The sequence below is a fragment of the Haloarcula sp. CGMCC 1.6347 genome, from assembly GCF_037078395.1.
In the GTDB taxonomy this organism is placed as follows: Archaea; Halobacteriota; Halobacteria; order Halobacteriales; family Haloarculaceae; genus Haloarcula; species Haloarcula amylolytica.
In genome coordinates, this window is sequence record NZ_JAYMGX010000001.1 from 189,587 (window position 1) to 209,516 (window position 19,930).

At 65.7% G+C, this 19,930-nt stretch carries 20 protein-coding genes; 13 read left to right on the top strand and 7 right to left on the bottom strand.

The genetic code is table 11. From position 1 onward, the window contains the following. The first annotated feature begins 42 nt into the window (after positions 1–42). Complete coding sequence (locus VI340_RS01010) at positions 43–834, top strand: alpha/beta fold hydrolase (protein ID WP_336357586.1); 792 nt, start codon at positions 43–45, stop codon at positions 832–834. 65 nt (positions 835–899) lie between these two features. Here the strand turns inward: VI340_RS01010 and argS are convergent, their stop codons facing one another. Together argS and VI340_RS01020 are read right to left on the bottom strand one after the other, a co-directional pair. Continuing rightward, positions 900–2,639, bottom strand: coding sequence for an arginine--tRNA ligase (argS, locus tag VI340_RS01015; RefSeq protein ID WP_336357587.1), 1,740 nt, complete (start codon positions 2,637–2,639; stop codon positions 900–902). Positions 2,640–2,711: 72 nt separating this feature from the next. After that, the gene (locus VI340_RS01020; protein WP_008311081.1) at positions 2,712–4,478 is read right to left on the bottom strand and encodes a site-2 protease family protein; all 1,767 of its coding nucleotides are present in this window, start codon (positions 4,476–4,478) and stop codon (positions 2,712–2,714) included. A 96-nt stretch (positions 4,479–4,574) separates the two neighbouring features. Here VI340_RS01020 and VI340_RS01025 point away from each other — a divergent pair, with 96 nt between their 5' ends. Together VI340_RS01025 and VI340_RS01030 are read left to right on the top strand one after the other, a co-directional pair. Continuing rightward, positions 4,575–5,471, top strand: a complete 897-nt coding sequence (locus VI340_RS01025) for a universal stress protein (RefSeq protein ID WP_336357588.1) — start codon at positions 4,575–4,577, stop codon at positions 5,469–5,471. A gap of 62 nt (positions 5,472–5,533) precedes the next feature. Next, complete coding sequence (locus VI340_RS01030) at positions 5,534–5,710, top strand: hypothetical protein (protein WP_008311078.1); 177 nt, start codon at positions 5,534–5,536, stop codon at positions 5,708–5,710. A gap of 52 nt (positions 5,711–5,762) precedes the next feature. Here the strand turns inward: VI340_RS01030 and lysS are convergent, their stop codons facing one another. Further along, positions 5,763–7,400 (bottom strand): lysine--tRNA ligase, encoded by a 1,638-nt coding sequence (gene lysS / locus VI340_RS01035; protein WP_008311077.1) that lies wholly within the window; start codon positions 7,398–7,400, stop codon positions 5,763–5,765. Next, positions 7,401–8,087 carry a UMP kinase gene (gene pyrH, locus VI340_RS01040; RefSeq protein WP_008311076.1) on the bottom strand — a complete coding sequence of 229 codons (687 nt, stop codon included), beginning with the start codon at positions 8,085–8,087 and terminating at the stop codon, positions 7,401–7,403. 419 nt (positions 8,088–8,506) lie between these two features. Between pyrH and VI340_RS01045 the strand changes: the two genes are divergently transcribed. Beyond that, positions 8,507–8,755, top strand: a complete 249-nt coding sequence (locus tag VI340_RS01045; RefSeq protein ID WP_004518404.1) for a DUF7123 family protein — start codon at positions 8,507–8,509, stop codon at positions 8,753–8,755. Between the two features lie 175 nt (positions 8,756–8,930). Beyond that, a complete protein-coding gene (locus VI340_RS01050) occupies positions 8,931–10,178 on the top strand; it encodes a site-2 protease family protein (RefSeq protein ID WP_336357589.1) in 1,248 nt (415 codons plus the stop codon). Positions 10,179–10,208: 30 nt separating this feature from the next. On the opposite strand, the gene thiL is transcribed toward VI340_RS01050, so the two are convergent. Beyond that, the gene (gene thiL / locus VI340_RS01055) at positions 10,209–11,075 is read right to left on the bottom strand and encodes a thiamine-phosphate kinase (protein ID WP_008311074.1); all 867 of its coding nucleotides are present in this window, start codon (positions 11,073–11,075) and stop codon (positions 10,209–10,211) included. A gap of 95 nt (positions 11,076–11,170) precedes the next feature. On the opposite strand from thiL, the gene VI340_RS01060 reads away from it, so the two are divergent. The 4 genes from VI340_RS01060 (at position 11,171) to VI340_RS01075 (ending at position 13,830) form a co-directional block, all read left to right on the top strand. Beyond that, positions 11,171–12,205: a lysylphosphatidylglycerol synthase transmembrane domain-containing protein gene (locus VI340_RS01060; RefSeq protein WP_336357590.1), complete on the top strand. Its 1,035-nt coding sequence runs from the start codon at positions 11,171–11,173 to the stop codon at positions 12,203–12,205. A 113-nt stretch (positions 12,206–12,318) separates the two neighbouring features. Further along, entirely contained in the window at positions 12,319–12,780 is a 462-nt protein-coding gene (locus VI340_RS01065; RefSeq protein ID WP_008311072.1) for a 30S ribosomal protein S19e, read from the top strand. Between the two features lie 87 nt (positions 12,781–12,867). After that, positions 12,868–13,212 (top strand): DNA-binding protein, encoded by a 345-nt coding sequence (locus tag VI340_RS01070; protein WP_008311071.1) that lies wholly within the window; start codon positions 12,868–12,870, stop codon positions 13,210–13,212. Continuing rightward, complete coding sequence (locus VI340_RS01075) at positions 13,213–13,830, top strand: DUF7411 family protein (RefSeq protein WP_008311069.1); 618 nt, start codon at positions 13,213–13,215, stop codon at positions 13,828–13,830. Between the two features lie 38 nt (positions 13,831–13,868). Here VI340_RS01075 and VI340_RS01080 read toward each other — a convergent pair whose 3' ends face one another. Continuing rightward, a complete protein-coding gene (locus VI340_RS01080) occupies positions 13,869–14,534 on the bottom strand; it encodes an RAD55 family ATPase (RefSeq protein WP_008311067.1) in 666 nt (221 codons plus the stop codon). A 247-nt stretch (positions 14,535–14,781) separates the two neighbouring features. On the opposite strand from VI340_RS01080, the gene hisS reads away from it, so the two are divergent. Further along, a complete protein-coding gene (gene hisS / locus VI340_RS01085) occupies positions 14,782–16,089 on the top strand; it encodes a histidine--tRNA ligase (RefSeq protein ID WP_336357591.1) in 1,308 nt (435 codons plus the stop codon). 61 nt (positions 16,090–16,150) lie between these two features. Further along, positions 16,151–16,573 carry an SHOCT domain-containing protein gene (locus tag VI340_RS01090; RefSeq protein ID WP_008311064.1) on the top strand — a complete coding sequence of 141 codons (423 nt, stop codon included), beginning with the start codon at positions 16,151–16,153 and terminating at the stop codon, positions 16,571–16,573. 61 nt (positions 16,574–16,634) lie between these two features. Here the strand turns inward: VI340_RS01090 and VI340_RS01095 are convergent, their stop codons facing one another. Continuing rightward, entirely contained in the window at positions 16,635–17,141 is a 507-nt protein-coding gene (locus VI340_RS01095) for a GNAT family N-acetyltransferase (RefSeq protein WP_336330292.1), read from the bottom strand. 95 nt (positions 17,142–17,236) lie between these two features. Here VI340_RS01095 and truA point away from each other — a divergent pair, with 95 nt between their 5' ends. Together truA and pepF are read left to right on the top strand one after the other, a co-directional pair. Further along, positions 17,237–18,064: a tRNA pseudouridine(38-40) synthase TruA gene (gene truA, locus VI340_RS01100; protein ID WP_336357592.1), complete on the top strand. Its 828-nt coding sequence runs from the start codon at positions 17,237–17,239 to the stop codon at positions 18,062–18,064. A 52-nt stretch (positions 18,065–18,116) separates the two neighbouring features. Further along, positions 18,117–19,907 carry an oligoendopeptidase F gene (gene pepF, locus VI340_RS01105; RefSeq protein ID WP_336357593.1) on the top strand — a complete coding sequence of 597 codons (1,791 nt, stop codon included), beginning with the start codon at positions 18,117–18,119 and terminating at the stop codon, positions 19,905–19,907. The last annotated feature ends 23 nt before the right edge of the window (positions 19,908–19,930 follow it).

The window sequence follows — 19,930 nt, forward strand, 5'->3', positions numbered from 1 at the left end:
TGAGAGAACGGCTTAGCCCGACTGCGTTCGACCGTATGTTGTATGCAGCCGACACCGTCCGCAGACGAGACCGAAGTCGAGTTCGAGCGCTACGGCGATGGCCAGCCACTTCTCCTCCTGCACGGCGGGATGGCCCCCACTGAGTACTGGGGACCGGTTATCCCAGAGTTCGAGGGCTACGGTGCTGTCGTCCCCCAGCGTCCGGGGTTCGGGACCTGTCTCGACTCCCCCGCAGAAACGAGCGCAGACGAGGTGCTGGACCGCGAAGTCCAGTACGTCCAGACGCTTGCCGACGCTGTCGACGGCGAGCCGATCCTGTTCGGGCACTCCTACGGCGCGCTCACCGCTATCGAGGCCGCGACGGCTACAGAAGTCGAGGCTGTCATCGCGTACGAACCGGCGGTACTTCCCGCCGACTACCGGGCGGATGCTGACCTCGCGGACCGAATGGCCTCGCTCGTACAGAACGGGGAGCCAGAAGAAGCGGTGAAACGCTACATCGAACAGGTCCTCCACCCCGACGGCATCGAGGACCTCGACGCCTGGCTGGCGGAGTGGCCCGTCTGGCCCGACTGCGTGGCCCTCGCTGAGGAGGTCGTTCGGATGAACTGGTCCGTCGAGCAGTACCGGCTCCCCGACCGCCTCGATGTCGACGCCCCAACGCTCGTTCTGTCCGGCACCGACGGGCCGGATTTCCTCCGGCAGAGTGCCCGGGCCGTTCACGACGCACTCCCCCACAGCCGATTCGTCGAGTTCGACGGGGTCAGCCACAGCGGCCCCGCTGAGGCACCTGCACTAATCGCGGCGGAAGTCGACGCGTTCCTGCAGAATTAGGCCGGCTCGACGGACTTTTCGCGGCAATCGCGCCTGTCACATCGGATTCCCGACGCAGACCGCTCCTACATCGAGGTCGGCGCTTCGACGCCCAGCGCGTCGAGTGCGTTCGCAATCGTCGTCCGGGTCCCGTCGACGAGCGCCAGCCGCGCGGCGCGGGTCTCGGGGTCGGCATCGAGCACGGGACACTCTCGATAGAAGGCGTTGAACGTCTCGGCGAGGTCGCGGGTGTAGGTGGCGACTGTGTGGGGCGTCAGGTCGTCCGCGGCTGCTTCGATGACGGCGGGGAACCGGGCCAGTTCGCGAAGCAGATCGCGTTCTTCCGGTTCTGACAGCGGACCGAAGTCGGGCTCCTCGGGGATGTCGGCCTCCACGTCACCCAGGATACCACAGCAGCGCGCGTGGACGTACTGGACGTAGGGGGCGGACTGGGCTTCGAAGTCCAGCGCGCGGTCCCACTCGAAGGTGATGCCCTTGGTCGGCTGTTTCGAGACGATGTCGTAGCGCACCGCTCCGATACCGACCTGGCGGGCGATGCGGTCGATGTCGTCCTCGTCGAGGTCGCCGCGGGTCCGGTCGTCCAGCCGGGACTCGACCTCTTCGCGCGCGCGGTCGATAGCCTCATCGAGCAGGTCGTCGAGGTCGATACCGGTCCCCTCGCGCGTGCTCATCCCGCCTTCGGGGAGGTTCACCCAGGAGTAAAACACCTGCCGGAGCTGGTCGGTGTCGTTGTCGAGCAGTTCCAGGGCCGCCGAGAGCTGGTCGGCCTGGAGTTTGTGGTCCTCACCCAGCACCGTGACGGCGCGGTCGTAGGTATCGAACTTCCACTCGTGGTGGGCCAGGTCGCGGGTGGTGTACAACGATGTGCCGTCGGAACGCAGGAACACGAGGTTCTTCTCGAAGTCTGGTAGGTCCAACTGCCAGGCATCCTCCTCGTAGACGGCGCAGTCGAGTTCCTTCAGCCGGTCGACCAGGTCGTCCGTGTCGCCGTTGCGCATGAACCGCGTTTCCTTGACGAACTCGTCGAACTCCGCCGGGAGGCGGCCGAGCGTGGTCTGCATCCCGCCCAGCACGGTGTCGACGACCTCGGCGACGCGCTCGTAGGTCTCCTCGGCGCCGTTTTCGAGGCCCTGTAGAATGGACTGAATCTCTGTCTCTGCCTCCTCAATCTCGTCGGGGTCGCCCTCTTCGAGGACGGTGTTGCCCTTGCGGTAGTACCGGACCATCTCGTACTCCGGGGACTCCCGCTCGGGCTCGGGCAGGTCGGACTCGTCGAACGTCTCGTAGGCCCAGGTGAACACGGCGATCTGGCGGCCCGCGTCGTTGACGTAGTAGTGGCGGTCGACGTCGTAGCCGGCGTAATCGAGCACCCGAGCGACGGCGTCGCCGATGATAGGGTTGCGCGCTCGTCCGACGTGGACCGGGCCGGTCGGGTTCGCGGAGGTGTGCTCGACAACGACGCTGGTGTCGCGGTCGGGAAGCCGCCCGAACTCGCTCTCCGTGACTGACTGTAGGGTCTCGTCGAAGTACGCCTCGCTCGGGAGGAAATTGACGTACGGCCCTTGTGTCGTCACAGCACTGACGTAGGTGAGGTCGTCCGTGTCAATCGCCTCGGCGATGTCGCCGGCGACGTTCGGCGGCGCAGTACCGACCTCGCCGGCCAGCCGGAAGGCGACGCTCGATGCCAGTACGGCGTCGACATCCTCCGGGGGTTCCTCGATACCGAGGTCCTCGGCCGGCAGGTCGAGGGCTGTGAGTGCGTCGGCGAGGGCGTCCTCGACCTCCGCACGGAGCTGCAGGAACATACGCCGGGCTTTCGCGGCGGGGAGTAAATGGGTAACGAAACCCCGGCCGTCTCAGACGGACTCCTGTCCGTCTCAGGTCAGGAGCCGCGGGCCGAACACCATCAACAGGAGGCCGCCGATCATCGACACCGTGATCGCGATGGAGACGGCCGTCGTCACCCGCCGCCCGTCAGAGACGGGCAGCCGCGAGACGAACGATTCGGTCGACGCCCGCAGGATGTGGCCACCGTCGAGCGGGAACGTCGGGATGAGGTTGAACTGGCCGATGACGAGATTGATCCAGCCGGTCCAGAACAGGACGTTCGCGAGCAGGAACACCGGCGTCGTTCCGAGCGCCCCGAGCGGTCCCTGGACGGTGTAGAAGTTCGTCGCGATGCCGGTGAAGCCGGCGAAGTTGTAGCCGAAGCCGCCGGCGACGCCGATAAAGGGGAGCAAGAGCGTGCTGAAAATCCGCTGGGCGAACGAGAACTCGGAGACTGACGTGGGGGTGTCAGGCGACCCGCCGAGGAATTCCAGGAATGCGGCGGCGGGATAGGCGTCGATGCCGAAGTCACTGACCTGAATGCCGCTGATACCCTGCTGGATGCTGACGCCGATGATACCGTTGTCGACCTGCTCGCTTTCGGCCATCGTCACCTCGTAGGTCTCGCGTTCACCGTCGACGTAGCCGGTGACCGACACCCGGTCACCGGGTTCGCCGCCCTCGAGGGCCTGCATTAGCGCTGCCCCGCTGTGTGTTCGTTCCCCGTTGACGTCGGTGATTATCATGCCCTCGCCGCTCGGTGCTCCTTCCCCGGCGAGCGGGCCGTCCTCGGCGACCAGCACGTATGCGCCGAGGGCAGTCGTGACCGTCTCCCCGGATTCGGTTTCGAGCGTCGCGACGGGATGCTCTCGGGCTGCCTGTTCGAACTCACTGCGAGTAGCCACCGCAGTCCCGTCGACAGAGACAATCGTCTCACCGGTTCCAAGTGGCGCACTCTCGAGGGCCGCCGAGACGACGACGGACCGCTCGACAGAGACGGTTTCGGCATCCTTCCGAGCCACTTCGACGGTCTGTGCGTCGCTCTCTGCGAGCACCGCTTCGAGTTCCTGCTGGTTCTCGACCGACTGGCCGTCGACGGCCGTGATGACGTCGCCCGACTCGATACCCGCATCGGCGGCGGGGGTTCCGCTGATCGGGCTCCCGACCGGCACGCCGTCGACGACAGCGACAGCGCCGGCGACTGGCCCGAACAGCAACAGGAGCGTGATGATCGCGAGCGCGAAGTTGTTCGTCACGCCGGCCGTGTACATCCGGGCCTGCGCGCCGCGGTCGGAGCGCAGGAGTTCGTCTTCGTCGGGTTCGACGAACGCGCCGATGGGGATGATCGCCAGCAAGGCCAGCCCCATCGACTCGATGTCGATGTCCTCGACGCGACAGAAGAGCCCGTGGCCGCCCTCGTGGACGACGAGGCCGAGCAACAACCCGAGCACGATTTCGGGTGCGACCGACAGCGGGAGGAAGTCGTTGACGCCGGGAATCGCCAGCGCGTTCCGCGGCTCGTTCAGTGCGGAGGGCTGTGGGTTGACGAGCGCCTGGTAGGCCCCGAGCGCAACGAGGAGGAAGGAGCCGACCATCACCACGAGTCCGAACCCGACGCCGAGGTTCCCCCAGGCCCGCCAGAACCGCTTTGGCCGTGCGAGCCAGTCGAGGACAGCTTTGCCCTTCTGCGTGTGAATCGTCGTAATCGGGCCGCTAAAACGAATATACTCGGGGACAACGCCGCGGGTCCGTAGCGCCATCGCGAGGAGGGTGTAAGCGACAAGGCCCGCGAGGACCCACGTCAGCGTACTCACCATTTACCCGAAACTAGGTTTAGCCAAGCAAGAGGGTTTGGTTTGGGACACACCGTCAGCAGCCAACGGTGAAGTGACCGCGCCGCAAACGACCACACAATGTACGACCACGTTCTCATTCCCGTCGACGGGAGCGACGAAGCCACGGCAGCCGCACGGCGTGGCCTCGCACTGGCTAAGGACTTCAACGCGACTGCCGAGGTGGTTCACGTCGTTGACCAGCGAGCGCGCAGGCTCACGCGAACGGACCGCGAGAGCGGACGCCTCCGCGAACACGGCGAGTCCGTCCTCGCGGACATCGAGTCGCTCGCCGACGATATCGGCCAGCCCGTCACGACAAAATTGCTGGAGGGGAAACCGAGCGTGCAGATCGACAAGTACGCCCGCGAAACCGACGCAGGGCTCATCGTCCTCGGTCGACAGGGACTGACCGGTCTCGGGAAGCGACTCCTCGGTGGCGTCACCGAACAGCTCCTGCATCGAACTGCGGTGCCCGTGCTCGTCGTTTCGGACGGAACACAGGCGGAAGGGAACGAATTCGACTACTCACGAGTCCTCGTCACAACTGACGGGAGCGAGACCACAAACACGGCGACGCGACACGTCGCGGCGGTTGCAGACCAGTACAACGCTCTGGTTCACGTTCTCAATGTCGTCGATATCCAGGCCGCCGGCGGAGCGTTCAACGCTGGCGGGCTGAACGAGGCGTTCATCGAACGACTGGAAGCGGACGGGCGTGATGCCGTCGCAGCAACCGCCGACGAACTCGAAACGGCGGCTTCGGACGTAGCGGTAGAAACCGCCGTGGAACGGACGGACTCGCTCGATGGCGTCGCCGCTGGCATCCGCAAGTACGTCTCCGATCGGGACATCGACCTCGTCGTGATGGCGTCACACGGCCGCTCGAACCTGAAACGCCAGTTGCTCGGCAGTGTTACGTCCCAACTGCTCCGAACTGTCGATGTCCCCGTGCTAGTGACGCCCCGTTCGACCTGAGCGGGTGGACGAACCACCCGTTCTATGTATCGTGGGAACGTATCGCAAGACGGTGCCGGACAATGCCAGAAACCTGCGGTATCTGTGGTGAAACCGTTCCGTTCGACGCCACGGTTCACGCGATGATTCACACTCACAGCGAGACGGGCGTCATCGACGCGTACGTCTGTCAGGACTGCTACGACGAGCGTCTCGGACCGATGTTCGAGCGGGTCGACACGCAGGAACAGTCGCCCTGAGAGAATCCCCTGAATAGGCTGCTACGGACAGGTAGGACCTTCCTACTCCGCCCTACTCGTTCCGACGGAAGCGATCCACGACGAACTCCTGATCCAGTTTCGCGATGAACGTTCCGAGCTGTGGGCCTTCGGTGTCGTCGAACAGCAGCCGGTAGCCGGCCGAGAAGAACTCGCCGATGTCGATGTCGTTTCGCTTCGCCGTTTCGTATATTTCGGCCTGAATCGCCTCGCCGTCGTGGCCTTCGGCGATGAAATCGGCCAGCTCGTCCAGCGCGGCCGCCGTCGCGTCGTCGAAGGACACGTCGGGAATCTCGGCGCGCTTGAGTTCGTAGTTGAACTCGTTGTTGGTCAGGCTGGCCCACTCCTGGGCGCGCTCGACGCGGGCGAGCGCCTGCTCGACGGCCCACTCCGGCGCATCGTCGGGGATATGGCCTTCCTTCCGGGCGATCTGCTCCCGCTGTTCCGGGTCGTCGGTCATCCCGAGCACGGCTGCGAACGTGTAGGGGATCCGAACGCGCTGTTCACGCGGTTCGTCCACGACCATCGGGTAGGCCCGCTCGGCGAGTTCGGCGTCGTCCTCGCTGGCCTCGACTTCCCCGAAGTAGCGCCGCTCGAACCGGTCGAACTCGTCGACGAGCTGGTCGACGTTCTCGACGGAGAAGTCCCGCTGCTTCCGCGGATCCTTCACGAAGAAGTACTTGAACACCTCCGGTTCGAGAATGTCCAGCACCTCGTCGACGGTGATGACGTTGCCCGAGGAGGAGGAGAGCGGTTCGCCGTCGAGCGTGAACCATTCGTACACCATCGGGACCGGCGGCTGAATGTCCAGCACGTTCTCGGCGACGTCCTCGCCGGAGGGCCAGGAGCCCTCGGCGTGGTCCTTGCCGAACGGCTCGAAGTCGACGCCCAGAATTTCCCACTGGGCGGGCCACTCGAAGCGCCACGGGAGCTTTCCGTCCCGGAGCGTCGCTGTCCCCTCGTGGCCACAACCCTCGATGGTCTGGTCGCCGGCCTCGACGTCCTCACAGACGTATTCGACTTCGCCGGCGTCGAGGTCGACTTCGGTGACGCCCTCGGTGAGCTTGCCGCACTCCTCGCACTGGGGCAGGAACGGGACGTAGTCGTCCCCGACCTTGTTCTGGTACTCGGCGAGCACGTCGCGGGCCCGGTCGGCGCGTTCGAGCACGCGGCGGGTCACGGGTTCGAACTCGCCGTCGGCGTACAGCTCGGTGTTCGAGACGAACTCCACGTCAACACCGACCAGATCGGCGCTTTTCCGCAGGAGCGTCGTGAAGTGGGCACCGTAGGAGTCACAGCAGCCGAAGGGGTCCGGGATGTCGGTGTACGGCTTCCCGAGGTTCCGCCCGAGCGCGCCGGCGTCGACCTCGCCGAGGCCGACGACGTTCCAGTCGAGGTCGGCGAGCTGACGGGGAACCGCCCGAAGCCGGTCTTTGTCGTCGGCGGTGAACACCTGTCTGACTTCGTGGCCGCGGTCCCGCAGGGCCTCGGCGACGTAGTAGCCCCGCATTATCTCGTTGAAGTGACCGATGTGGGGGACGCCAGACGGGGAGACGCCGCCCTTGATGACGATTGGGTCGTCGGGGTCGCGCGCCTCGATAGCGTCGGCGACGGAGTCGGCCCAGAAGGCTCGGCCGCCGCCGCGGCCGACCTCGTAGGGGTCTTCCGCCATCTATGCCTCCGGAAGAATCTCGGACCCGTCGAACTCGCCGTCTTCGACCGCGCGCACGACGTGTTCGGGGTCGGTACCGTCGAGCACTATCGTCCGGATGCCGGACCGCTGGATGATTTTCGCGGCCAGCAGGTCGACGGGCGCGCTGCTGCCGGCGTCCATCTCGATGTCGGCGATCACGTCGACGAGTTCGCTCGCACCGAGTTCGTCGAACCGCGTCGCGTCGTCGTCTTCGTTCGGGTCGGCGTTGTAGACGCCCGGGACAGACGTGGCGTAGACGAGCAGGTCCGCGCCGACGTACTCCGCAAAGGCGGCCGCCACGGCGTCGGTGGTCTGTGCGGCGACGATGCCCCCGAGGACGGGGATGTCCCCGCGACGGATGGCTTCCCGGCCCTCGTCGTAGCTCTCGGCGGGTGTCGGCGCGGCGCGGTCGTCCAGGGCGGCGATCAGTAGCCGGCCGTTCAGCCGCGTGACGGCGATACCGAGCTGGTCGAGCTCGATTTCGTTTGCGCCGAGGTCGCGGGCGGTCCCGATGTAATCGCGTGCGGTCGGTCCGCCGCCGACGACGGTCCCGAGCGTGTGTCCCTGTGCATCGAGCGACTGGATGGCGTCGGCGTAGTCGGCGACCCGGTCCGCGTCGAGGTCCGGGGCCAGTACGCTTCCGCCAATGGAGACGACGACTTTCATTAGCCCGCCGTAACCGCGATGCACTCTTAAGGGTTGTCAAGGCCACTGACTGCTGTCTCTCTAGTCGGCCCTTTCTGGTTCCCACAGCGATTGCTGTCGGTCGCGTCCCCGCGAGAATGTCCGTCTGACGCGTGCCCGACGTGCTGACGCGTGTCTGACGCTTCTGGGAAACTAACGGTGAAATTCGCCGCATATTGGCGCTACAGATGGTGATATCTCTCTTTCACAGACCGCTCAAAACACCACGAAACTTGCGCCGATTTACGGTCTAAGAAGGCTTTGTGAAATGTCTAAAAGAATCTGAAACGGTCGTAAAAAATGCGTTTTAGCTCGATTTGTCCTGAAAGTGACCGAAGTGACCTGAAGGTTCCTTCCTTTATATACTCCCGGCGGGGTTACGAAGAAGTGAGGTGACAAAGATGAGCGCTACCGCAACGCCCTCCGGCGAGGAAGAGCCCTCCAAAGAAGAGCGACTGAAGTCGTTCCTCGCAGAGAAGGCAAGTGACGGCGAGATGTATTTCAAGAGCAAGTTCATCGCTGACGAAGTCGGTCTCTCCCCGAAGGAGATCGGTGCCCTGATGGTCAAGCTCAAGGACAGCGCGTCCGAGATCAATGTCGAGAAGTGGTCGTACACGAGCGCGACCACCTGGCGTATCGAGCCGGCGTAGACGACCGGTCCCCGCGTACAGTTCTTGGACGATAGTACCTGCTATAACAATTGAAACGATTTACACACTGATCTCACTGCCATCGTGCGATCAGGTGTGCATTGATTTTCAATGGCTACTATAGCTGTGTGATCGTTCGCGGAGTATTTGTGCCCGCATCGTTTACGAGTAGCTGATGAGTGGCTCCGCGGACCCGCCATCGCCTGATCGACTGGCCGGCGTGTTCTCCGTCTCGTCAGTGCGGCGGACGGATGGGACCGTCCAGTATATCGGCGACCCGCTAGTGCCACCAGCCGCCGCTGTCGAGCAACTCAGGCCGCTGTTTCGACAGCGGGGCTACGACGTTCGACTCGAAGAACTCGGCCCGGAATCCGGCGATGCAGCAGCCACTACGAGCAACGGCGGCACTACTGTCGTCGGCGGTCCGGGCGCCGGTGACTCGATGACCGCCACCGGTGGTGCGTTGAACCCGCGCCCGGACCAGTACGCACTGGTCGCGGAGCCTGCCGACACGGACACTGGCGGTATCCCGTGGCTCAACATCGGGCTCCTACTCGCGACTATCGCGTCGACCCTCTACGTCGGCGCGAGCGCCTGGTACTACATCCCGGTCGCTGAGGACCCGGTTCGCGTTTTCGAGGCCTGGCCGTTCGTGGTCGCGATGCTCGGCGTGCTCGGCATCCACGAACTGGGTCACTACGCTGCGGCCCGCCATCACGGCGTCGACGTGACGCTTCCGTATTTCATCCCGTTCCCCTCGTATCTGGGGACGATGGGGGCGGTCATCAACATCCGCGGACGCATCCCCGACCGGACGGCGCTGTTCGACATCGGCGTCGCCGGCCCGCTCGCCGGACTTGTCGCGACGACGGTCGTTACCGTTATCGGCCTCTCGATAGACCCGATTACGGTTCCGGAACGCGTGGCAAACAGCGACACCGGCGTCATCATCACGTTCAACTATCCGCTCCTGTTCCAGGCGCTGGAAGCGCTGGTGAACGCGCTGGGACTCGGGACCGAGATTGGGCCCGGCGAATCGGTCCACCCGATCGTGTTCGCCGGCTGGGCCGGGATGTTCTTCACGTTCCTGAACCTGCTCCCGGTCGGGCAACTCGACGGCGGTCACATCGTGCGGTCCATCGTCGGACAGCGGCAGGAGACCGTCGCCGCCGCTGTTCCCGGCGCGCTGTTCGCACTCGCCGGCTACCTGTATTTCACCCGCGACCCGCCGCCGGTCGGTTTCGGCGTCTGGGGCCTGTGGGTGTTCTGGGGCCTGTTCGCCACCGGACTCGCGTATGCTGGTCCGGCCAGACCGACAGTAGACACAGAACTCGACCGACGGCGGGCGCTGCTCGGCCTGTTTACGTTCCTACTGGGGCTGGCCTGTTTCACGCCGGTTCCGTTCGAGATCAGCGCGGTCTAACTGTCAGCCCGCGTCGCGGCCGGGACATTCTCAGTGTGAGTACCCGCGGTCCGGAAGCGTCTCGCCGTCGAGCGTGACCCCGCGCTCGGTGACCGTTCCGATCCGCTGTAGCGGGCACGGCACGGCGTCTCTGGCTTCGGGAACGTCCGATTCGGGCAGCGTACAGACCAGTTCGAAGTCCTCGCCGAAGAACACGCCCAGCTCTCTCCGCTCCTGCTCAGTCTCCGCGAGCGCGTCGACTTGCGCGTCTATCGGGAGCGGCTCTTCGACAGCGAAGCCACAGCCGCTGGCTTCGGCTAACTGGTGCAGCGAGCGGGCCAGCCCGTCGCTCGAATCCATCATCGCCGTCGCGTGCGGTCGGAGCGCGACGCCCGCACGTACGCGGGGATCGAACTGAAACAGCTCGTTCGCCCGGTCGGTGTCACCCCGGTCGAACAGTTCGAGCGCGGCGGCTGACCGGCCCAGCGTGCCGGTGACACAGACTGCGTCGCCGGGCGACGCGCCCGAGCGACGGATCGGGTCCGCGGCCGCCCCGATGGCCGTCGTCGCGACGGTGAACTCGTCGTGGTTGTCTAAATCCCCACCGACGTACTCTGCGCCGACCGCGTGACACACGTCCTGTGCGCCGTCGACGAACGCCGCGAGTTCACCCGCCTCGAACGACGGCGCGCCGTACGCGGCCACCGCGGCTGTCGCGGCGGCTCCCATCGCGGCCACGTCCGACAGCGAGGCGGCGACGGCCCGCCAGCCGGCCGTGTAGCGGGTCGTCCCCGCTGGGAAGTCCGTCCGCTCGTGGAGCATATCCGTCGTGATGACTTGCCCGTCCACGACGGCGCAGTCGTCGCCCGCGTCGGGAAGCCGGTCGGCGAGGTCGGCGAGTGCAGCCCGCTCGTCCATACCCGGTCGTCGGTGTCCCGGGGCAAAACCCTCGGGGTATCGGTCGGCGGGACAGGGTCGGTGGGTTGAAACCGGAGACTGCCAATCCCATCTACATGGATGGGAACCGGATGGCGACGGTCGTCGGGTTCGCGGCAGCACTGGCCGTCCTTGGGGGGCTGGTGTGGTTTGTCGGCATCGACGAGACGCTGGACGCGCTCACGACGGCGGACCCGTGGGCGCTTCTCGCTGTCGCGGGCATCGCCATGCTCTGGCTCGTCTCGTGGGGGCTGGCGCTGTGGACGGTCCTCCGAGCGCTCGGCGCACCGGTGGCGCCACACACTGCCGTTCTCGTGTTTGTCGCCGCCGTGTTCTCGAACAACGTCACGCCCTTCGGCCAGGCCGGCGGCGAGCCCGTGAGCGCGCTGTTGATATCGACGGCCGCCGACACCGAGTACGAGACCGGGCTGGCGGCTATCGCCACCGTCGACACGGTCCACTTCCTGCCGTCTGTCGGGTATGCCATCGTCGGCTTCACGTTCGTCGCCGCCGGTGCGGTCCAGTTGACCCGAAACCTGGCGTTTGCCGCCGGTGCTGTCGCGGTACTCGCGGTCGGTATCCCCACTGCTGCTGTCCTGGGCTGGCGACACCGGGACCGCGTTCAGGCGGCAATCATCCGCGGTGTTGTACCGACTCTCGCCGCGCTGTCGGCCGTCGTGCCCCGATGGTCACCGCCGTCCGCCGAAAACATCGAGACGCGAATCGCGGGGTTCTTTTCGGCCATCGAACGCATCGCGACCGACCGGCGGACAGTCCTCCAGACCTTCGGGCTCTCGGCCTTTGGCTGGATCTGCCTGTCGGCATCGCTGTGGACGTCGCTGTACGCCGTTGGGGCACCGGTACCGGTCGAAGTCGTCCTGCTTGTCGTTCCCGTCGGGAGCATCGCCAGCGTCGTCCCGCTTCCCGGGGGGTCCGGGGCTATCGAGACGGTTCTCGTGACGCTGCTGGTCTCGACGACCCCGGTTTCGGCCGCCCTCGCCACCTCTGCGGTGCTGATCCACCGCGTCGGGAGCTACCTGCTGCCGACGGTTATCGGCGGCGGCGTCGCCGCTGCGCTCAGTGTCGACCGGGTCGCATCGCCCGAGGAGTGACACTCGCGGTTCCCGACGGGAGAGAGCATCGCTGCCCTATGGGCGAGTGAACGGTTCACGCCCGCCGACTGCGAACGACGCGTTTAAATGACGGCGACGGAAAGAAATCTGCAATGGCTACACTCTACGACGTTCCCCCCGAGGAACTCATCGAGGCACTTACGGAGACGCTCGCAGACGAAGACGACATCGAAGCGCCGGACTGGGCCGAGTACACCAAGACCGGCGTCGACCGCGAACTCCCACCCGAGCAGGAAGACTTCTGGGCGCGACGCGCGGCCAGCCTGCTCCGAAAGGTCGCCGTCGACGGCCCCGTCGGCGTCAACGCCCTCCGCTCCGAGTACGGCACCTCGAAGCAGGGAACGACCCGCTACCGCGTCCGCCCCCACCACAAGACCAAGGGCTCGGGCAACATCATCCGGACGGCGCTCCAGCAGCTCGAAGACGCCGGCTACGTCGAGACCAGCGAGAACGACGGCCGCCGTGTCACCGGTGACGGCCGCAGCCTCCTCGACGACACCGCAGGCGACCTCCTGACGGAACTCGACCGTCCGGAGCTCGAACGCTACGCGTAACTGACGCCTTTCTCGCTGTTTTTCAGCCGGCCCGTAGCTCCTGCTCCGAAATCGTTTTCCGACCCACTCCAGTACTCTAATACAACTATGAGTGGCGACCCCAGCGAGGAGGAGCTCGAAGAACTCCGGAAACAGAAGATGGAGCAGCTCAAGGAACAGCAGGGCGACGAGGGCGAGGCGCAGGAGGCGGCCAAGCAGCAGGCCGACGCCCAGAAGCAGGCAGTCCTCAAGCAGAACCTCACCGACGGCGCACGCAAGCGGCTCAACACGGTCAAGATGTCGAAACCGCAGGTCGGCGAGCAGATCGAACAGCAGGTCGTCGCGCTGGCCCAGAGCGGCCGCGTGCAGGGCCAGATCGACGAGGACCAGATGAAGGAACTCCTCTCGGAGCTGACGCCGGACTCCAAGAGCTTCGACATCAAGCGCCGGTAGATGGAGTGTGCCCTGTTGTACAGCGGGGGCAAGGACTCGACGCTGGCGGCGCTCTTGCTCGACCCCTTTTACGATGTGACGCTCGTCAGCGGCTCCTTCGGCGTCTGTGGCACCGACCCCGCTCGGGAGAGCGCGTCGGCTGTCGGCTTCGACCACGCGACGGTCGATCTAGACCCGGACGTGGCCCACGACGCCGTCGAGCAGATGCGCGACGACGGCTACCCGCGCAACGGCATCCAGCGGGTCCACGAACACGCCGTCGAAACAGTTGCTCGCGGCGACTGGGTTGCCGGCGCCGACGGCATAGATTCGCTTACGGCCGTCGCCGACGGCACCCGCCGCGACGACCGGGTGCCGACCATCGAGCGCCCGCTCGCACAGAGCGTCGAGGACCGCTTCGGCGTGGACTACCTCGCGCCGCTTGCGGGTATCGGCCGCGGCGCTATCGACGCGATGGCCGCAAACCGACTCGTGGTCGAGAGCGGCCCCAGCGCCGAGATTCCGAAGGCCGACTACGAGGTCGAACTCCGCGCGCTCCTGCGGGAGCGCTACGGCGAGGGTGCCGTGACCGACGTGTTCCCCGAGCACACGCAGTCACGCGTGCGGGGCCTGCGGTAGCCGTCGGTGGGGCGGGTCTCGTGCGTGTTCCGGTCAGGCTAGGCGATGTCCCGGCTGGTGTCCACGTTGATCCGGTCGGTGAGGTCGAGGAATATCGGTTCAGTGAGCGCTCGGCCCCCGCGGAACTTCGGGACGAAGAGCCTGTTTTCGATGGCGTCGTCGTTTCGCTTCGTTTCGAGATCGAACACGATGTCGCTCGTGTACTCTGTCCGGTGGCGCTGTGACGGCGTGGCGCCGTGTTTGAGCGCGTACAGAACCGCAACGCTGTCGGTCTGTGTAAGTCTGGATTGCAGCGTTTCGAGGAAGGCCCGAAACTCCCCTGTGTCGGCGCGCTCAAGTGGTTCGACCGGATCGACGACGAGGAGCGACTCCTCCGTGACTCCCTCGACGTGGGCGAGCGCGTCGCTGATCGGGGCTTTGCGGTCCAGTTGGCTGACTGCGAGGTCGTCGTAGGTCCCCCGCTGGGACCGCAGCGCCGACGTGACTGTGGTCGGTGCCTGTTCGCCGGAGAGATACACCGTCTCCTGCTGGGCGACGAACTCGGAGAGAAACAGCTCCGCCTGGCTCGCCGGTTCGGCGAGCAGCGTGACGAGGCTCCCAGTCGGAATGCCGCCGTCGAGCTTCCGGTCGAGTGCTCGAACCCCCGTCTCGAATCGCTGTGTCACTGTCTCACCCCGCGCGGCGTCAACCGGTGCCTTGCCCATCCCATAGGGCCACCCTCGATAGACCGCGTCTTTGTTGTCCCCTCTCTAACACGGACCGTTCCCCGTGTAGCCGGCCACTAGCCCTTTTGACGCCAGCGCGTGCCGGCCACGCCCGTCTGTCACGGACGGACTACTGTCGAAAGCAGCAGCGAGCCCCTGTTTTAGTGAGTCTTTACTGGGCACGGTTCGTTGGTCACGGTCAGCGTGAACGAACAGGTTCAAGCGCGCCCTCGCTGTAGACGCGGGTATGTACGACTCCGTCAAGGGCTTTCGTGATTTCTACCCCGAGGAGATGCAGGCTCGGCGGTGGGCCATGGACACGCTGGAAGACGTCGCACAGCGCTACGGCTTCCGGGAGATCGGCACGCCGGCGCTGGAACCGACCGAGATGTACGTCGACAAGAGCGGCGAGGAGATCGTCGAGGAGCTGTACAGCTTCGAGGACAAGGGCGGGCGCGAGGTCGCGCTCACGCCGGAGCTGACGCCGACCGTCGCGCGGATGTTCGTCGCCAAGCAACAGGAACTCTCGAAGCCGATCAAGTGGGTTTCGACGCGACCGTTCTGGCGCTACGAGGAGCCCCAGCAGGGGCGGTTCCGTGAGTTCTACCAGACCAACGTCGACATCTTCGGGTCGGCGGAGCCGACGGCCGACGCCGAGATTCTGGCCGTCGCCGTGGAGATGCTCACCGACCTCGGACTGAGCGGCGAGGACTTCGAGATTCGCGTCTCCCACCGGGACATCCTCGCGGGCGTGCTGGAGTCGTTCGGGGCCGACGTGGACGTGCCCGAAGCGATTCGTGCGGTCGACAAGCGGGCCAAGGTCGACCACGACGACTACCTCGACGCGCTCGTCGAAGCGGGGCTCAACTACGGCCAGGCCGACAAGTTCGACGAGATGCTCCAGATCGACGCCGAGGAAATCGAAACGCTCGCGGACCTCACCGGCTCCGAGGATGTCCGCGCGGCGACCGACAATCTGCAGGCAGTGCTCGACGCGGCCGAGGACTTCGGCGTCCGCGACCACCTCACCGTCTCGCTGACGACCGCGCGCGGGCTGGACTACTACACCGGCGTCGTCTTCGAGTGCTTCGACTCGACGGGCGAGGTGTCCCGCTCGGTGTTCGGCGGCGGCCGCTACGACGACCTCATCGAGGGATTCGGCGGCCAGCCGACGCCGGCCGTCGGGTTCGCGCCCGGCCACGCCACGCTCCAACTCCTCTGTCAGCGCGCCGGCGTCTGGCCCGCCGAGGAGCTGTCGACGGACTACTACGTCCTACAGGTCGGCGACACGCGCCCGACCGCGGCCCGAATCGCCCGTGACCTGCGCGAGCGCGGCCACGTCGTCGAGAGCGACGTCGCCGACCGGTCCTTTGGCGCGCAGATGGGCTACGCCGACGGCATCAACGCCGAGACGGTCGTCATCGTCGGCGAGCAGGACCTCGAAAACGACGAGGTGACGCTCAAGGAGATGGACGACGGCGAGCAGATCAGCGTCCCGCTCTCGGCGTTCCCCGGCGACTACGACCGGCCGACGTTCGAGGACTTCGCGGAGTAGCGCCACCTAACGGTCGGATTGTGACAGTAACTTTTTGCGACCGCCGTGTTGATTGTTCGACATGCAGCTCCCCTCCATCGCCCTCCCGAGGTGGAAGCTCGTCGCGACCATCGCGATACTGTCGACTGGCTTTGCCATGCTCGCAGGTGCGGCCGGCCTCGGAAACGTGCTTGCTCCGATATTTATCATCCTCGGCTGGTTCATTCTGGCTCCGCTTGTCGCCCTTCTGGGATCGAAACTACCGATGGTTGAATCGCCGGCGGCCGAGCCGGACTCGGATGAAACCGAGATGACCACGGCGTCGGAACCGACGGTAGATCCGGTCGACCAGCTCCGGGAGCGGTACGCCCGCGGTGAACTGACAGACAGCGAGTTCGAGCGGCGGCTGGACCGCCTGCTGGAGACCGAATCGCTCTCGGCGAACAGCGAGGCAGAGAACACGGCCGGTGAGGTCGATAGGGAAGTCAGCCTCGAAACCGAGTGACGGAAGACACTACTGCCGCGTGGCCACTACCCCTGCGTGAAGCCGTTGTGAGGCAGGCCGGTCAGAGCGCCCGCTCCATTTCCATCTCCACGCGCTCCTTGGCGATCGTCTCGAAGCCGACCGACTCGTACAGCGCTCGGGCGACGTGGTTCGTGTTCGAGACGGAGAGCCAGACGCGGTCGAGCCCGTTCTCCTGCCCGTATCCGAGGAGCACGCGGATGAGCTGTGAGCCGATGCCGGCGTGCTGGTAGTCCGGATGGACGAAAATCGCCAGTTCCGAGGTGTCCTGATACGGGACGAGGACGGCGTGGCCGACGGCTTGCTCCTCGTGCCAGACAACGACGTTCAGGCCGTCTTCGACGAGATTCGGCAGCCAGTCGCGGATATCCGCCTCAGTCCGTGGTGGCACGCCCTGTGACCGGGAGTCGGGCCCGAAGTCAGCATACATCTCCACAAGTGGGTCGATGTCGCCGTCGTAGGCCTCGATTGTCACCGTCCGCCCGTCGTGGTCGGTGAACGTTTCGGGCGGGCGGGGGAAGTCGTGATCCGCCGCGGCGGCGTTGGACATACTCCCACCTTTGTTCTCAGCATGCCTAAGTTCGTCTATCCTTCCCAGCGACTGAGATTCGGGTGAGACAAGTGGCTCGCAGTCGACAAATCGGTATGCGCGCCTATCGCGTGGCCTACGACGGCCGACCGTATCACGGGTTCCAGCGCCAGCCCGACGTCGACACCGTCGAGGGGCGACTGCGCTCGGCGCTCGTCCGCCTCGGCGTCTGCGAGCGCGGCGACGGCTTGCCCGAGTGCTACGCGGCCGCTGGTCGGACTGACGCCGGTGTGTCCGCGCGGGCACAGACAGTCGCCTTCGACGCGCCGGCGTGGCTCTCACCGGCGGCGTTCAACGGCGAACTCCCGGACGACATCCGTGTGTGGGCCAGCGCCGATGTCCCCGACGGCTTCCACGCGACCCACGACGCCGCCGAACGCACGTACACCTACTATCTGTACGCGCCGACGGACACGGACCGGCCCGGACATCGACCCGTCGACGACGAACGGTGGGCCGATGCCGTCGACGCGCTCGCTGGGACCCACGACTTCCACAATCTCACGTCCGACGACACCGGAACCGAGCGAACCGTCGACATCGACTGGACGCGGGACGGCCAGTTCCTCGTCGTTCGGCTCACGGCCGGCGGGTTCTGCCGCCAGCTGGTTCGTCGGCTCGTCTCGCTCGCGGCGACTGTCGCGGACGGCTCCGCCCAGCTGTCGAAGGTTGACCGTATCCTCTCGCCGGAGTCCGTCAGTGGCCCCGACGGCGTCCCGCCGGCCCCGCCCGAACCGCTGGTGCTGACCGACGTTCGTTACCCGGACGTTGCCTTCAGTCGGGACGAGGACGCCGCTGCGGACGCACGGACGGTCTTCGAGCACCGACGCGCGAACGCCCACACGACAGCGCGGGTTGCCGACCACATAACCGACGGGCTGTAGTTCCCCGTCGCTGAAACGAAGGCTTACTTCGGCCCCGTCCCAAGAGCGGGCTATGAGTTCGGTACCCGCACGGAGCGACATCGACGAGGCGTACAAGTGGGACCTCGATTCTCTCTACGCCAGCGACGAGGACTGGGAAGCCGCCTACGAGGAGGCGGAGGAACTGATCGAGGACCTGTCCGCCTACGAGGGGCGCGCCACCGAGGACGCTGCGACGCTGTTAGAAACTCTGGAGACCTATGAGGAACTGATGCGGACGGTGTCGAACGTCGCCGCCTACGCCCGGATGCGCCGGGACGAGGACACGACCGACGACACGTACCAGGCGCTGACAGCCCGCTCGCAGTCTCTCTCGTCGGAGGCCAGTTCGGCCGCCTCGTTCCTCGACCCGGAACTGCAGGATTTGGAATACGACGACATCGAGGCGATGATCGACGCGGAGCCGGGGCTGGAGCCCTACGAGCACTACTTCGACGACGTGCTCCGGATGAAAGACCACACCCGCTCGGCCGAGGTCGAGAATCTCCTTGCAGAACTCGGTGAGGTCACCGGTGCGCCCGGCGAGGTGTACAACATGCTGGCCAACGCCGACATGGCGTTCCCGACCGTCGAGGACCCCGACGGCGACCAGCAGCCCATCACGCTCAACAACTTCACGACGCTGCAGAAACACCCCGACCGAGAGTTCCGCCAGCGCGTCTACGAGGCGTTCTACGACGAGTGGGACACCGTCCGCAACGCCGTCGGCACGGCCTACAAGAACGCCGTCAAGACGGACGTGAAGATGGCGAACGCACGGGACTACGACACCGCCCGCGAGGCCGCGCTGGACGGTCCGAACGTCCCCGTCGAGGTGTACGACACGCTCGTCGACACCGTCCACGACAACCTCGACACGCTCCACCGCCACGCCGACCTCAAGCGCCAGTCAATCGGGGCCGACGAACTCCGGATGTGGGACCTCTACGTCCCGCTTGTGCAGGAGGAATCGCCCGAAATCGAGTACGAACAGGCCTGCGAATACGTCACCGAAGCCGTCGCACCGCTGGGCGATGATTACCAGTCCCGGCTCGCCGACGGGCTGGATTCGCGGTGGGTCGACGTGTACGAGACCGAGCACAAGCAGTCCGGCGCGTATTCGGGTGGCACCTACGACTCCCAGCCGTTCATCCTGATGAACTACCAGGACGACGTGGAGTCGATGTACACGCTGGCCCACGAACTCGGTCACTCGATGCACTCGGAGTACACCAGCGAGGAGCAGCCCTTCGTCTACTCCGGCTACGAGATATTCGTCGCCGAGGTCGCCTCGACGGTCAACGAGACCCTGTTGACCCACCATCTGCTGGACACCGTCGAGAACGAGCGTCTGCGCCGACACATCCTTAACGAGTATCTCGAACGGTTCCGGTCGACCCTCTATCGGCAGACGATGTTCGCCGAGTTCGAGCTCCGCACCCACGAGATGTCCGAGGCCGGCGAGCCGCTGACCCCCGACCGGCTTGATGACCTCTATCGGGACCTCAAGGGCGACTACTACGAGCCGGCGGTGCTCGACGACCGCATCGCCCGCGAGTGGATGCGCATCCCGCACTTCTACCGGGCGTTCTACGTCTACCAGTACGCGACCGGCATCTCGGCGGCCGTCGCGCTCGTCGACGGCATCCTCGATGAGGGCGAGCCAGCCGCCCAGCGGTACATCGACTTCCTCCGGAGCGGGTCGCGGCAGTACCCGCTGGAACTGCTTCGCGATGCGGGCGTCGACATGGCCAGTCCGGACCCCGTCGAGTCCGCGCTCTCGACGTACGGTGAGTATCTCGACGAGTTCGCCGAGTTGCTGTAGGACGGCCAGTAGCTATCCGGTGC